This is a genomic window from Mycobacterium sp. E3198, assembly GCF_001667015.1.
Lineage (GTDB): Bacteria > Actinomycetota > Actinomycetes > Mycobacteriales > Mycobacteriaceae > Mycobacterium.
Genome location: NZ_LZIS01000056.1, coordinates 34,188 through 48,782 on the forward strand (window position 1 = coordinate 34,188; position 14,595 = coordinate 48,782).

The 14,595-nt window shown below is 68.1% G+C and carries 13 protein-coding genes; 9 read left to right on the forward strand and 4 right to left on the reverse strand.

What is annotated here, in order from left to right; genetic code table 11:
• The first annotated feature begins 2 nt into the window (after positions 1–2).
• Complete coding sequence (gene mshC / locus A5673_RS06825) at positions 3–1,265, forward strand: cysteine--1-D-myo-inosityl 2-amino-2-deoxy-alpha-D-glucopyranoside ligase (RefSeq protein ID WP_068228910.1); 1,263 nt, start codon at positions 3–5, stop codon at positions 1,263–1,265.
• Here the strand turns inward: mshC and A5673_RS06830 are convergent.
• On the reverse strand, positions 1,243–2,592 hold the full coding sequence (locus A5673_RS06830; protein WP_082958583.1) for a cytochrome P450: 1,350 nt from the start codon (positions 2,590–2,592) through the stop codon (positions 1,243–1,245). The genes mshC and A5673_RS06830 overlap by 23 nt on opposite strands.
• 54 nt (positions 2,593–2,646) lie before the next feature.
• On the opposite strand from A5673_RS06830, the gene A5673_RS06835 reads away from it, so the two are divergent.
• Positions 2,647–3,198 carry a TetR/AcrR family transcriptional regulator gene (locus tag A5673_RS06835; RefSeq protein WP_068228915.1) on the forward strand — a complete coding sequence of 184 codons (552 nt, stop codon included), beginning with the start codon at positions 2,647–2,649 and terminating at the stop codon, positions 3,196–3,198.
• A 64-nt stretch (positions 3,199–3,262) separates the two neighbouring features.
• The gene (locus A5673_RS06840; protein WP_068228918.1) at positions 3,263–4,162 is read left to right on the forward strand and encodes an SDR family oxidoreductase; all 900 of its coding nucleotides are present in this window, start codon (positions 3,263–3,265) and stop codon (positions 4,160–4,162) included.
• Positions 4,163–4,167: 5 nt separating this feature from the next.
• On the opposite strand, the gene A5673_RS06845 is transcribed toward A5673_RS06840, so the two are convergent.
• Positions 4,168–5,082, reverse strand: a complete 915-nt coding sequence (locus tag A5673_RS06845) for a PAC2 family protein (protein ID WP_369806466.1) — start codon at positions 5,080–5,082, stop codon at positions 4,168–4,170.
• A 304-nt stretch (positions 5,083–5,386) separates the two neighbouring features.
• On the opposite strand from A5673_RS06845, the gene metH reads away from it, so the two are divergent.
• The 5 genes from metH (at position 5,387) to A5673_RS06870 (ending at position 12,392) form a co-directional block, all read left to right on the forward strand.
• On the forward strand, positions 5,387–9,148 hold the full coding sequence (metH, locus tag A5673_RS06850; RefSeq protein WP_068228922.1) for a methionine synthase: 3,762 nt from the start codon (positions 5,387–5,389) through the stop codon (positions 9,146–9,148).
• A gap of 131 nt (positions 9,149–9,279) precedes the next feature.
• Positions 9,280–9,561 carry a phosphoribosyl-ATP diphosphatase gene (locus A5673_RS06855; RefSeq protein ID WP_066913301.1) on the forward strand — a complete coding sequence of 94 codons (282 nt, stop codon included), beginning with the start codon at positions 9,280–9,282 and terminating at the stop codon, positions 9,559–9,561.
• A gap of 2 nt (positions 9,562–9,563) precedes the next feature.
• Positions 9,564–10,418: an ATP phosphoribosyltransferase gene (gene hisG, locus A5673_RS06860; protein WP_068228925.1), complete on the forward strand. Its 855-nt coding sequence runs from the start codon at positions 9,564–9,566 to the stop codon at positions 10,416–10,418.
• Between the two features lie 97 nt (positions 10,419–10,515).
• A complete protein-coding gene (locus A5673_RS06865) occupies positions 10,516–11,025 on the forward strand; it encodes a DUF4126 domain-containing protein (protein WP_068228928.1) in 510 nt (169 codons plus the stop codon).
• The gene (locus A5673_RS06870) at positions 11,022–12,392 is read left to right on the forward strand and encodes an FAD-containing oxidoreductase (RefSeq protein WP_068228931.1); all 1,371 of its coding nucleotides are present in this window, start codon (positions 11,022–11,024) and stop codon (positions 12,390–12,392) included. The genes A5673_RS06865 and A5673_RS06870 overlap by 4 nt, the downstream gene beginning before the upstream one ends.
• Before the next feature lie 10 nt (positions 12,393–12,402).
• Here the strand turns inward: A5673_RS06870 and A5673_RS06875 are convergent, their stop codons facing one another.
• Positions 12,403–13,281 (reverse strand): RecB family exonuclease, encoded by an 879-nt coding sequence (locus A5673_RS06875; protein ID WP_068228934.1) that lies wholly within the window; start codon positions 13,279–13,281, stop codon positions 12,403–12,405.
• A gap of 74 nt (positions 13,282–13,355) precedes the next feature.
• On the opposite strand from A5673_RS06875, the gene trmI reads away from it, so the two are divergent.
• Positions 13,356–14,210 carry a tRNA (adenine(58)-N(1))-methyltransferase TrmI gene (trmI, locus tag A5673_RS06880; RefSeq protein WP_068228939.1) on the forward strand — a complete coding sequence of 285 codons (855 nt, stop codon included), beginning with the start codon at positions 13,356–13,358 and terminating at the stop codon, positions 14,208–14,210.
• Here the strand turns inward: trmI and A5673_RS06885 are convergent.
• Positions 14,207–14,500 (reverse strand): DUF503 domain-containing protein, encoded by a 294-nt coding sequence (locus A5673_RS06885; protein WP_068227043.1) that lies wholly within the window; start codon positions 14,498–14,500, stop codon positions 14,207–14,209. The two genes, trmI and A5673_RS06885, sit on opposite strands and share 4 nt — an antisense overlap.
• Between the last annotated feature and the right edge of the window lie 95 nt (positions 14,501–14,595).

Here is a 14,595-nt window from a genome sequence, read left to right on the forward strand (position 1 = left end):
TTATGCAGGCGTGGTCTTCCGCACAGGTCCCGGTGGTGCCGGGGCGCGGTCCCGAGTTGCGGCTGTACGACACCTCCGACCGACAGGTGCGCCCGGTGGCGGCCGGGTCGAAGGCCACCATGTACGTCTGCGGGATCACCCCCTACGACGCCACCCACCTGGGCCACGCGGCCACCTACCTGGCCTTCGACCTGGTGTATCGCCAATGGCTGGACCTCGGCCACGACGTGCACTACGTGCAGAACGTCACCGACATCGACGACCCCCTGCTGGAGCGCGCCGAGCGCGACGGCCTCGACTGGCGCGCGCTCGGCGACCGCGAGGTCGCCCTGTTCCGCGAGGACATGACGGCGCTGCGGATCCTGCCGCCGCGCGAGTACGTCGGGGCGACGGAGGCGATCGCCGAGGTGGTCGAACTCGTCGAGAAGATGCTGGCGTCCGGTGCGGCGTACGTCCTCGACGGCGACTACCCGGACATCTACTACCGGGCGGACGCCACCATGCAGTTCGGCTACGAGTCCGGGTATGACCGCGACACCATGCTGGCGCTGTTCGGCGAGCGCGGCGGCGACCCCCGCCGCCCCGGCAAGACCGACGAGCTCGACGCCCTGTTGTGGCGGGCCGCGCGGCCCGGCGAACCGAGTTGGCCCTCACCGTTCGGCCCCGGGCGCCCCGGCTGGCACGTCGAGTGCGCCGCGATCGCGCTCAGCCGCATCGGCAGCGGCCTGGACATCCAGGGCGGCGGCAGCGACCTGATCTTCCCCCACCACGAGTTCACCGCCGCGCACGCCGAATGTGTCCGCGGCGAACGCCGATTCGCGCGGCACTATGTGCACGCCGGGATGATCGGCTGGGAGGGGCACAAGATGTCCAAGAGCCGCGGCAACCTGGTGCTGGTGTCCAGCCTGCGCGCAAAAGGCATTGAGCCCGCGGCCATCCGGCTGGGCCTGCTGGCCGGGCACTACCGCGCCGACCGGTTCTGGAGCTCCGAAGTGCTCGACGAGGCAACCGCCCGGCTGCAGCGGTGGCGCGCGGCGACCGCGCTGCCCGCCGCCCCGGCTGCCGCCGACGTCATCGCCCGGGTCCGGCGTTACCTGGCCGACGACCTCGACACCCCGAAAGCCCTTGCCGCGCTGGATGGTTGGGCCACCGACGCGCTGGAGTACGGCGGTCACGACGCCGCGGCGCCGCAGCTGGTGACGTCCGCGGTGGACGCGCTGCTGGGAGTGGAGTTGCGCGCCCTTACGCCCCGACGAGGCCGTTGATCCGGGATCTGGCCGGTGTAAGCACTGTCGCGACGATCGGGCGACGCGGGCGCAGCGTGATTTCGGCCCGCGCATCCAACACAGCGCCGGGCCATAGGTCCAGCTTGCGCAACTGAACAATGGTTGCCAGCGCGATCGTCGCTTCGAGCTGCGCCAAGCCCGCACCGACACAGACGCGCCGCCCCCCACCGAAGGGCATGAAGGCGTAGCGAGGCCGCGATCCTATGTTCTCCGGGAGGAATCGACGTGGATCGAATCCTTCTGGATTGGGCCAGAATTCAGGGTTGCGATGAATCAAGTAGGCCGATATCCCGATCGTGTCACCGGCGCGAACCCGCACGTCGCCGACAACGTCATCTTCCAAGGCGTCACGCTCGATGCTCCACGCCGGTGGGTACAGCCGCATGGACTCCGAGATCACGGCACGGGTCCATACGAGAGAGTCGAAGTCCTCGGCGGAGGCCGCACGGTCGCCCACTATTTCCTGAATCTCGGCGGCGAGCCTCTCCCGGACACTCGGAAATCTGGACAGCAGGGCCAGCGCCCACGTGAGGGCGTTGGCGGTTGTTTCGTGCCCGGCGAGCACCAGGGTCATCACCTCGTCTCGAATCTCTCGCCGGCTGAAGGACCTGCCCTCGTTGCCGATAAGGAGCCGATCGAGCAGGTCGTAAGGCTCTGGGTGTGGAGCCGCAAGGCGGGCATCGATGATCTCGTCCACCAGTGATTCCATCGCCGCCGCTGCGGATCGAAGGCCGGGTACCAGCGAGATCGGCAGGACCAACCCCGGAATAAGGGCGTTTTGCAGTCGCGACACAGAATTCCCCACGCTTTCGGCGCGGTCGGCGAGATCGACCCCGAACAGGATGCGTCCGATGAGTGCCATGGTGAGGCTTCGCATCTCAGCACCCACGTCGATGGATGCCCCGATCGGCCAGTCGCCCACCCGCGTTCTGGTGACATCCGCAATCACGGACCCAAACTCTTGGATGTGGCGGTGACTGAACACCGGTTGCACGAGCTGCCGGTGCCGCTGCCAGGTTTCGCCTTCGCTGGTCAACAGACCATCACCCAGGACCGCCTTGAGCGGCCGATAGCTGAACGCTTTTGGATACCGGTCTTGGTTCCTGACCAAGACGTGCTCGGCGTATTCGGGCCTGCTCAACAGGAGAAATCTCTTGTTCGGAGTAAACGGGATCTGCACCGCGTCGCCGAACTCATTGTTCAGCGCAGCGAACGCGGCCAGAGGATCGCGCACCATATGCATCCAGTAACGAAGGGCGTTCAGTCGTGATGGTCCCGGCATCGGTTTCGTATTGGTTCTGGACATTTTCGCCGCCTCTGATACATATGTCTTAAGACAAACGTATCAGAGGTGACTTGCATGAACAATCGCGAAGCGCTGCTGGAGGCCGCGATCGTCTGTCTGCGCGAACGCGGCTACGGAGGCATCCGCGCTCGCGACCTGGCCGCCACGGCAGGTGTCAGCCTGGGCGCCATCCGTTATCACTTCGGATCGATGGAAGCGCTGCTCAACACCGCCATCGGGGAGACCTCGCGTCGATGGATGGATCGGTTTCGGTCCTCACTCGCAACTGCCGCGACCGCAGACTCCCGATCGTCCGCGGGCGGCGCCGTCCGAATGCTGTACCAGGTATTCCGCGATAACGACGATCTGCTGGCGGGCTACGCGGAGGTGTTCGCGCACGCGCAACGTTCCCCGACGGCCCGCAAACAGCTGGTCGAGTACTACGTCCAGTATCGCGAGCAGATAGCAAGTTCGCTTGCGGCCCAAGGGAATAAGGACGCAGACTCCATTGCCTCGATCCTCATCGCCCTCATCGACGGCCTCATGGTGCAGTGGATGCTGTCACCCGATTTATGTCCGGATTCGCGGATCCTCGAACGGGTGGTAGCTGACCTCGCCGCGTACTAGCCGGCCCCGCCGTCCCGGGGCATCCGTCGTCGACGCGCCGCCACCGGCGGGGTACGTTTCGCCCATGATGTCGCTGCACGACAAGGTCGTCTTCATCACCGGCGGTGCGCGGGGGATCGGCGCCGAGGTCGCCCGCCGCCTGCGCAACAAGGGGGCCAGGCTGGTGCTGACCGACCTCGACGGGGCCGAATTGGCCGCGCTCGCCGCGGATCTCGGCGAGGATCGAGTGCTCACCGCGGTCGCCGACGTGCGCGACCTGCCCGCCATGCAGGCGGCCGCGACCAAGGCCGTCGAACGCTTCGGCGGCATCGACGTGGTCGTGGCCAACGCCGGCATCGCCAGCTACGGGTCTTTGCTCAACGTCGACCCGGAGGCGTTCAAGCGTGTGCTGGACGTCAACGTGCTCGGTGTCTTCCACACCGTGCGCGCCACGCTGCCGTCGGTGATCGACCGCCGCGGCTACGTGCTGATCGTGTCGTCGTTGGCCGCCTACGCGGCGGCACCGGGCCTGGCGCCGTACAACGCGTCGAAGGCCGGTATCGAGATCCTCGCCAACGCCCTGCGGCTGGAGGTCGGAAGCCGGGGGGTCGGCGTCGGCTCGGCGCACATGTCCTGGATCGACACCGCGCTGGTCCGCGACAGCAAGGCCGACATCCCCTCCTTCGGCGAAATGCTCGCCAGGCTGCCGTGGCCGTTGAACCAGACCACCACCGTCGACAAATGCGCGGACGCGTTCGTCAACGGCATCGAGGCCCGCGCCGACCGCGTCTACTGCCCGCGCTGGGTGGGCCTGTTCCGGTGGCTCAAGCCGGTGCTGTCCACCCCCATCGGCGAACTTCCCATCCGCAAGACCGCCGCCGAGCTGCTGCCGCGGATGGACGCCGAGGTCGCCGCGCTCGGCCGGTCCATGTCCGCGTCCAACGTCGAGATTTTGCGCGACAAAGGCGGTATCTCGCCCAACTAGTGGGGCTACTTGCGCCGGCGGCGCAGGTAGCGCTCGAACTCCGCGGCCAGCGCGTCGCCGTCGATCTTGCCGAGGGCCTCGTTCATGTCGACCTCGGCGTCGCCGCGCTGCTCCAGCGACGACACGTATTCGGCCAGGTCCTCGTCCTCGGCGGCCATCTCGGTGATCGCCTGCTCCCACTCCTCGGCCTGCGCCGGCAGGTCACCCAGTGGCACCTCGATGTCCAGCACGTCCTCGACGCGCCGCAGCAACGCCACCGTCGCCTTCGGGTTCGGCGGGTTGGACACGTAGTGCGGCACCGCCGCCCAGAACGTGACGGCGGGGATCCCGGCGGCCACGCAGGCGTCCTGGAACACCCCGGCGATGCCGGTCGGGCCCTCGTAGCGGGTTTCCTCGAGGCCGAAGCGCTTCGCCGACTCGGGGGAGTAGGCCGCGCCCGACACCGGGACCGGCCGGGTGTGCGGCGTGTCGGCCAGCAGGGCGCCGAGGATGACGACGGTGTCGACGTTGAGCTTGTCGGCGATGGCCAGCAACTCGGCGCAGAACGTGCGCCAGCGCATGTTGGGCTCCACGCCGTGCATCAACACGACGTCGCGATCGCTGCCCGGGGGCCGGCAGTGGGTGATCCGCATCGCGGGCCACACCAGCTCCCGGGTCACCCCGTCGATCTGCCGGATCACCGGGCGGTTCACCTGGTAGTCGTAATACGCCTCGTCGTCGATCTCGACGATCGGGTCGGCCTCCCAGATGGCATCGAGGTGTTCGAGCGCATCGCTGGCCGCATCGCCGGCGTCGTTCCAGCCCTCGAACGCCGCCACGACGATGGTGTTGTGCAGTTCTGGCAGCACAGAGGCTGCCGGGCCACGATCCGGCAATGTCACAGAATCAGCGTACGGCCTGCCGCAAACCGCCTGCGCCATTCCGTGCGGGTTGGCTGGGAAGGGCCTGTCAACCCCCGGGCGCATTGCATAGGACGACTATCCTTGTGGCGTGACCGCCGCCACCGATCACCGCCCCGAAATACCGTCGGCGGCAAACTGGTTAACCTTGGTAATTACCACGTCGCCGAGAGGATTCGCGAGCTGTCGATCGCGGCGATGAGTTGGGCGTCCAGACGTCGATCGGATGACGACGTAGACTTTTCCGGTCGAGAGGCGTTGCAACGGATCTTCGGTCCCCCGCCGGTATCCGCCACGCTCGGCAGAGTCAAGGACGCCTTCCGTAATGGAAGGAACGCACGTGAGCGCCGCTGAGACAAACTTCGCACCGAACATCCGCCCCGACTGCACCGAGGAACTGACGGCTGCGCTGCGCCGGCGGATCATGGTGATCGACGGCGCGATGGGCACGGCGATCCAGCGGGACCGGCCCGACGAGGCCGGCTACCGCGGCGACCGGTTCACCGAGTGGCCGACCGCACTCCAGGGCAACAACGACCTGCTCAACCTGACGCAACCGCAGATCATCGCAGGCATCCACCGCGAGTACCTCGACGCGGGTGCCGACATCCTGGAGACCAACACGTTCAACGCGAACGCGATCTCGCTCTCGGACTACGACATGGCGGACCTGGCCTACGAGCTGAACTACGCCGGCGCCGCCCTGGCGCGCGCGGCCGCCGACGAGTACAGCACCCCGGAAAAGCCCCGCTACGTGGCCGGCGCCATCGGGCCCACGACGCGGACCGCGTCGATCTCGCCGGACGTCAACGACCCAGGGGCGCGCAACGTCTCCTACGACCAGCTGGTCGCCGCCTACCTCGAAGCCGCCAACGGCCTGGTCGACGGCGGTGTGGACCTGCTCATCATCGAGACGATCTTCGATTCCCTGAACGCCAAGGCGGCGGTGTTCGCCGTCGAGACGCTCTTCGAGGAGCGTGGGCGCCGCTGGCCGTTGATCATCTCGGGCACCATCACCGACGCCTCCGGGCGGACGTTGTCCGGCCAGGTCACCGAGGCGTTCTGGAACGCGATCAGGCACGCGAAGCCGATCGCGGTCGGCCTCAACTGCGCGCTGGGCGCGCCGGAGATGCGGCCCTACATCGCCGAGGTGTCGCGGATCGCGGACACCTTCGTCTCCTGCTACCCGAACGCCGGCCTGCCCAACGCCTTCGGCGAGTACGACGAGACCCCGGAGCGTCAGGCGTCCTACATCGCCGACTTTGCCGAGGCCGGCCTGGTCAACCTGGTCGGTGGGTGCTGCGGGACGGCGCCGCCGCACATCGCCGAGATCGCCAAGGTCGTCGAGGGCAGGCCGCCGCGCGAGGTGCCGCACATCGAGGTGGCCACCCGGCTGTCGGGCCTGGAGCCGCTGAACATCACCGACGACTCCCTGTTCGTGAACATCGGTGAGCGCACCAACATCACCGGCTCCGCCCGGTTCCGCAACCTGATCAAGGCCGAGGACTACGACTCGGCGCTCTCGGTCGCCCTGCAGCAGGTCGAGGTCGGCGCGCAGGTCATCGACATCAACATGGACGAGGGCATGATCGACGGCGTCGCCGCGATGGACCGGTTCACCAAGCTGATCGCGGCCGAGCCGGACATCAGCCGCGTCCCGGTCATGATCGACTCCTCCAAGTGGGAGGTCATCGAGGCGGGCCTGAAGAACGTGCAGGGCAAGCCGATCGTCAACTCGATCTCCATGAAGGAGGGCGAGGAGAAGTTCATCCGCGAGGCGCGGCTGTGCCGCAAGTACGGCGCCGCCGTCGTCGTAATGGCCTTCGACGAGCAGGGGCAGGCCGACAACCTGGAGCGCCGCAAGGAGATCTGCGGGCGCGCCTACCGGATCCTGACCGAACAGGTCGGCTTCCCGCCCGAGGACATCATCTTCGACCCGAACTGCTTCGCGCTGGCGACCGGTATCGAGGAGCACGCGACCTACGGCATCGACTTCATCGAGGCCTGCGCCTGGATCAAGGAGAACCTGCCCGGGGTGCACCTCTCCGGCGGCATCTCGAACGTGTCGTTCTCGTTCCGGGGCAACAACCCCGTCCGGGAGGCGATCCATTCGGTGTTCCTCTTCCACGCCATCAAGGCCGGCCTGGACATGGGCATCGTGAACGCCGGGGCGCTGGTGCCCTACGACTCGATCGACCCCGAACTGCGCGAGCGCATCGAGGACGTCGTCCTGAACCGTCGCGAGGACGCGGCCGAACGGCTCCTGGAGATCGCCGAACGGTTCAACAGCTCGGAGAAGTCCGAGGATCCGGCGGCGGCCGAGTGGCGCAGCCTCCCGGTCCGCGAGCGGATCACGCACGCGTTGGTCAAGGGCATCGACGCCCACGTCGACGCGGATACCGAGGAATTGCGGGCCGAGATCGCCGCCGCGGGTGGCCGCCCGATCGAGGTGATCGAGGGCCCGCTGATGGACGGCATGAACGTCGTCGGCGACCTCTTCGGCTCCGGCAAGATGTTTTTGCCTCAGGTGGTGAAGTCGGCCCGGGTGATGAAGAAGGCCGTTGCCTACCTGCTGCCGTTCATCGAGGAGGAGAAGGTGACCTCGGGCGCCACCGCCTCCAAGGACACCAACGGCACGATCGTGATGGCGACCGTGAAGGGCGACGTCCACGACATCGGCAAGAACATCGTCGGGGTCGTCCTGCAGTGCAACAACTTCGAAGTGATCGACCTCGGGGTGATGGTGCCCGCCGAGAAGATCCTGAACGCGGCGAAGGAGCACGACGCCGACATCATCGGGCTGTCCGGGCTGATCACCCCGTCCCTGGACGAGATGGTCAACTTCGCCGTCGAGATGGAACGGCAGGGGCTGGAAATTCCGCTGCTCATCGGTGGCGCGACCACCTCGCGCGCCCACACGGCCGTCAAGGTGTCGCCGCGCCGCAGCGGTCCGGTGGTCTGGGTCAAGGACGCGTCCCGGTCGGTGCCGGTCGCCGCCGCGCTCCTCGACGACAAGCAGCGCCCGGCGCTGCTGGAGGCCACCGAGACCGAGTACGCGGCCCTGCGCGAACGGCACGCCCAGAAGAACGAGCGGCCGATGCTGACGCTGGAGAAGGCCCGTGCGAACCGGACGCCGATCGAGTGGGACGGCTACACGCCGCCGGTGCCCGCGATGGGTGCCGGAGTGCGGGATTTTCAGGACTACGACCTCGCGGAGTTGCGCGAATACATCGACTGGCAACCGTTTTTCAACGCCTGGGAGATGAAGGGCCGCTTCCCCGACATCCTCAACAACCCGGTGTCGGGCGAGGCCGCCCGCAAGCTGTACGACGACGCCCAGGAGATGCTCGACACCCTGATCAAGGAGAAGTGGCTGACGGCCAACGGGGTGATCGGGTTCTTCCCGGCGAACGCGGTCGGCGACGACATCGAGGTGTACACCGACGACACCCGTACCGAGGTGCTGACCACCTTGCACAACCTGCGCCAGCAGGGCGAGCACCGCGACGGCATCCCGAACCGGTCGCTGGGCGACTACATCGCGCCCAAGGACACCGGTCTGGCCGACTATGTCGGCGCGTTCGCCGTCACCGCGGGGCTCGGCAGCCAGGAAAAGATCGCGGAGTTCAAGGCAGCCGTCGACGACTACAGCGCGATCCTGCTGGAGTCGATCGCCGACCGGCTGGCGGAGGCGTTCGCCGAACGGATGCACCAACGGGTCCGCAAGGAGTTCTGGGGATTCCAGCCGGACGAGCAGCTGGACAACGAGGCGCTCATCGGTGAGAAGTACCGAGGAATCCGCCCGGCCCCCGGCTACCCGGCCTGCCCGGAGCACACCGAGAAGGTGACGCTCTGGCAGCTGCTGGACGTCAAGGAGCGGACCGGCATCGAGCTGACCGAGTCGATGGCGATGTGGCCCGGCGCCGCCGTCAGCGGCTGGTACTTCTCGCACCCGCAGTCGCAGTACTTTGTGATCGGCCGGATGGCGCAGGACCAGGTCGCCGACTACGCCAGGCGCAAGGGCTGGACGCTGGCCGAAGCCGAGCGCTGGCTCGCCCCCAACCTCGGCTACAACCCGGAGGACTAACCTTTTTGCCGCGAGCGTGGGGCTCCGCCCCTTGCCGCGAGCGTGCGTGTTTGTACGGTGACACGCCGACAAGGCTGGCAATCTGCGCACCCTCGCGGAATAGAAACCCAAGTGACTTTGGCGGCCGGCGCATGGAACAATCGCTGGCCGTGAAGACCTTCGAGGATCTGTTCGCCGAACTCGGCGAGCGCGCCCGCACCCGGCCGGCCGGCAGCGGCACGGTCGCCGCGCTCGACGGCGGCGTGCACGGGCTGGGCAAGAAGATCCTGGAGGAGGCCGGCGAGGTGTGGCTGGCCGCCGAGCACGAAACCGACGACGCGCTCGCCGAGGAGATCAGCCAGTTGCTCTACTGGACGCAGGTGTTGATGATCGCGCGCGGACTGTCCCTCGACGACGTCTATCGGAAGCTGTGAGCATGCTGCGCGTCGCGGTTCCCAACAAGGGCACGCTCAGCGAGCCGGCCAGCGAGATCCTCGCGGAGGCCGGCTACCGGCGCCGCACCGATTCCAAGGACCTCACCGTGATCGACCCGGTCAACCAGGTCGAGTTCTTCTTCTTGCGGCCCAAGGACATTGCCATCTACGTGGGTTCGGGGGAGCTGGATTTCGGCATCACCGGGCGCGACCTGGTGCGCGACTCGGACGCCCCGGTGCGCGAACGGCTGGCGTTGGGTTTCGGGTCGTCGAGCTTTCGGTACGCCGGCCCGGCGGGGCGCGACTGGACGCCGGCCGATTTGGCCGGCAAACGGATCGCCACCGCCTACCCGAACCTGGTCCGAAAAGACTTGGCCGAGAGGGGGATTGAGGCGACGGTCATCAGGCTCGACGGGGCCGTGGAGATCTCGGTGCAGCTCGGCGTGGCCGACGCGATCGCCGACGTGGTCGGGTCTGGGCGCACCCTGAGCCTGCACGACCTGGTGGCGTTCGGTGAGCCGCTGTGTGATTCGGAGGCGGTGCTGATCGAGCGTGCCGACCAGGGCGGCCACGAAACGAAAGCGGTGCGCGATCAACTGGTCGCGAGGGTCCAAGGCGTGGTGTTCGGCCAGCAGTACCTGATGCTCGACTACGACTGCCCGCGTTCGGTCCTGGACAAGGCCACGTCGATCACCCCTGGACTGGAGTCACCGACCATCGCCCCCCTCGCCGATCCGGACTGGGTGGCGATCCGCGCCCTGGTGCCGCGTCGCGGCGTCAACGAGATCATGGACGAGCTCGCAGCCATCGGGGCCAAGGCGATCCTGGCGTCGGACATCAGGTTCTGCAGGTTCTAGACCAACGGGTGGCTTGGTCGCGGCTGTGTTAGCGTCCGGCTAGGGCTGCTGAAAGGTAGCCGCCCGCGTCATTGTCTAGTCCCCCAGGAGGGTCTTCGTGACACACGCGCTAATTCTGTTGCTGGCTTTACTGATCGGTGTCGTGGCCGGATTGCGGTCGCTGACGGCCCCCGCCGTGGTCGGCTGGGCCGCCTACCTGGGTTGGATCGACCTGCACGGCACGTGGGCATCCTGGATGGCCAGCGTCATCACGGTCATCGTCTTCACCGTTCTGGCCGTCGGCGAGCTGGTCAACGACAAGCTGCCCAAGACGCCGGCCCGTACGGCGCCGCCGATCTTCGCCGCCCGGATCATCACGGGCGGGCTGGCGGGCGCGGTCCTGGGCGCCTGGCCGCACTGGACCTTCTCCGCGCTCGGCGCGGGCGTCATCGGGGCGGTGCTCGGCACCCTCGGCGGCTACCAGGCGCGCAAACGGCTGGCCGCCGTGGCCGGCCGGGACCTGCCGATCGCGCTGCTCGAGGACGCGGTCGCGATCCTCGGCGGGTTCGCCATCGTTGCGGTGACGGGTCACGTGCTGACCGAATACCTGCTGACGGCGGTTAAGTGACAACGCATTTCGATGCGATCATCGTCGGCGCCGGGCAGGCGGGCCCCCCACTGGCGGGACGGCTGACCGCGGCCGGCCAGCGCGTCGCGGTCATCGAGCGCAAACTCGTCGGCGGCACCTGCGTCAACAACGGATGCATCCCGACCAAGACACTGGTGGCCAGCGCGCACGCCGCCCACCTGGCCCGGCGGGGGGCCGACTACGGCGTGGGGACCGGTCCGGTCCGCGTGGACATGGCGAAAGTCAAGGCGCGCAAGGACGACATCATGCTCGCCGACCGCAAGGGCGTCGAAAGCTGGTTGGAGGGCATGGACGGCTGCACCGTCTTTCGCGGTCACGCCCGTTTCGAAGACGCGCACACCATCAGCGTGAACGGCGAGGTGCTGCACGCCGATCGCATCTTCCTCAACGTCGGTGGCCGCGCGGTGGTGCCCGACGTCCCCGGGCTGTCCGACGTCGAGTTCCTCACCAACGTCTCGATTCTCGAACTCGACACGCTGCCGGACCATCTCGTCATCCTCGGCGGCAGCTACATCGCGCTGGAGTTCGCGCAGATGTACCGGCGCTTCGGGGCCCGGGTGACGGTGGTCGAGCGGGGCCCTCGGCTGGCGTCCCGCGAGGACGAGGACGTATCCGCCACCGTCAGGGAGATCCTGGAGGGCGAGGGGATCGACGGCGTCGTCGGCGCCGACGACGTGCGAATTACCAAGACGGACAAGGGGTTTGAACTGACTCCCGGCGCAGGTGCCGTCCCGATCGCCGGAACCCATCTCCTGGTGGCGGTGGGGCGGCAACCCAACACCGACGACCTCGGCCTTCAGGCGGCCGGCGTGCAGACCGACGCCCGCGGCTACATCGTGGTCGACGACCAGCTCAAGACCAGCGTCGATCACATCTGGGCGATGGGCGACTGCAACGGCAAGGGCGCCTTCACCCACACCTCCTACAACGATTTCGAGATCGTCGCGGCCAACCTGCTCGATGACGACCCGCGGCGGGTGAGCGACCGCGTCACCACTTACGCGCTCTACATCGACCCGCCACTGGGGCGTGCCGGAATGAGCGTGGGCCAGGTCCGCGCGTCCGGCCGCAAGGCGTTGGTCGGCAAGCGACCGATGACGCGGGTGGGCCGCGCGGTGGAAAAGGGTGAGACGCAAGGTTTTATGAAGGTGGTGGTGGACGCCGAGACCGACGAGATCCTGGGCGCGGCGATCCTCGGGGTCGGCGGCGACGAGGCCATTCACGCGATCCTGGACGTCATGTCGGCCAAGGCGCCGTACACCACGCTGTCGCGCACGATGCACATCCACCCCACCGTCAGCGAGTTGATTCCCACCATGCTGCAGGAGATGTCGCCGCTCGACTAAGTGCGGCCCGCTATGCCGCCGGTTCGGTGGTATGCGAAATTCCCCGCGCCTCAGGCAGGTCCGGCCACCCGGAATAGGGCGGTGGCGTGCCGCCGAACGTCGGGCAGTGCTGCTGGTGCGGGCACCAGTCGCACAACCTCGACGGGCTGGGGCGGAAATCGCCCGTCGGCGCCGCGGATTGGATGGCGCGCCAGATCGCCATCAGTGTCTTTTCGAAGCGCAGCAGCTCCTCGTGATCCGGCGCGTAGTCCAGCATCTGGCCGTCGGCCAGGTAAATGATGCGCAGCCGGGTGGGCAGCACGCCGCGGGAGCGCAGCAGCGCCACCGCGTAGAACTTCATCTGAAACATCGCCTTGAACTCGGCCAGCGCCCGCGCGGCGGGCGGCGCCTTGCCGGTCTTGTAGTCAACCACCCGGACCTCACCGGTGGCCGCGACGTCGATCCGGTCGATGAAGCCGCGCAGCAGCGTGCCGTCGGCGAGCTCGACCTCGACACGCTCCTCGCAGCTTTGCGGGTCGAACCGGGTCGGGTCTTCCAGCCGGTAGTAGCCGGCGAGCAGGGCGCGGGCCTCCGCCAGCAGCTGGGTGCGCTGTTCGGGGTCCAGGTCGCCGGCCAGGTCCGGTTCGGCGGCGATCACCCGCTCCCAGGCGGGCTGCACCAGCGAACCCGCGGTGTCCGGCCCGCGCTCCGCGGCGGGCAGGCCGTAGAGCTGCTCGAGGGCGGCGTGCACCACCGACCCGCGCAGCTGCGCCGTCGAGGGCACCTCGGGCAGCCGGTCGATCGCCCGGAACCGGTACAGCAGCGGGCACTGCTTGAAGTCCGCCGCGCGCGACGGTGACAGCGCCGGTTTGGAAGCCGGGCGGTCGCGTGCCTCCGGCTGATCCGTCATGTTCGCAGCGTAGGACCGGGCGCCGACAACCCCCAAGCACCAGCGGCGGCGAGTCGGCTGGCACGCTAGACGCCGTGTCCGCAACCGGCCCGTTCACCGCTGGCGAGCGGGTCCAACTCACCGACGCCAAGGGCCGGCACTACACGATGTGCCTCACTCCCGGCGCCGAGTTCCACACCCACCGCGGATCGATCGCGCACGACGCGCTGATCGGGCTGGAGCAGGGCAGCGTCGTCAAATCCAGCAGCGGCGCGCAGTTCCTGGTGCTGCGCCCCCTACTGATCGACTACGTGATGTCGATGCCGCGCGGCCCGCAGGTGATCTACCCCAAGGACGCCGCCCAGATCGTGCACGAGGGCGACATCTTTCCCGGCGCGCGGGTGCTGGAGGCCGGCGCCGGTTCCGGGGCACTGACGTGCTCGCTGCTGCGCGCCGTCGGGCCCGACGGGCGGGTGGTCTCCTACGAGCAGCGCGCCGACCACGCCGAGCACGCGCGTCGCAACGTCACTAATTTTTACAGCGTTCACGGCGACGGGGCACCCGCCAACTGGGAGCTGATCGTCAGCGACCTCGCGGACTCGGAGTTGCCCGACGGCTCCTTCGACCGGGCCGTGCTCGACATGCTCGCGCCGTGGGAGGTGCTCGGCGCGGCGGCACGGCTGCTGATCCCCGGCGGTGTGCTGATGATTTATGTGGCCACCGTCACCCAGCTGTCGCGGACCGTCGAGGCCCTGCGGGACCAGCAGTGCTGGACCGAGCCGCGGTCCTGGGAAACGATGCAGCGCGGCTGGAACGTGGTCGGCCTGGCCGTTCGCCCGCAGCATTCGATGCGCGGGCATACCGCGTTCCTGATCTTCGCGCGGCGGCTCGCGCCCGGCGTCGTCGCGCCGGCGCCGCTGGGCCGCAAACGCGAGGGCCGCGACGGTTAATCGTCGCTGTGGTGCAGGCCGCGCCGCACCGACAGCAGCTCGAACTCCGGATGCGCCGCCACCAGGCGTTCGGCCGCGTCCAGCACCTCGACGGCGTGCCCGCGATCGCCGGACACCACGCCCACGCCGATGCCGGCCCGCCGATACAGATCCTGTGCACCGGTCTCGGCTGCCGACACGCTGAACTTGCGCTGCAGCTCGGCGACGACGGGGCGAATCACCGATCGCTTCTGTTTGAGCGACCGCACGTCGCCCAGCAACACGTCGAACTCGAGCCAGCCGATCCACACCGGAATCAGCCGGGGGGAGTCGGCGCCGGGTCCTACGCTGCGAACATGACGGATCAGCCGGAGGCACGCGACCGCCCGGCTTCCAAACCGGCGCT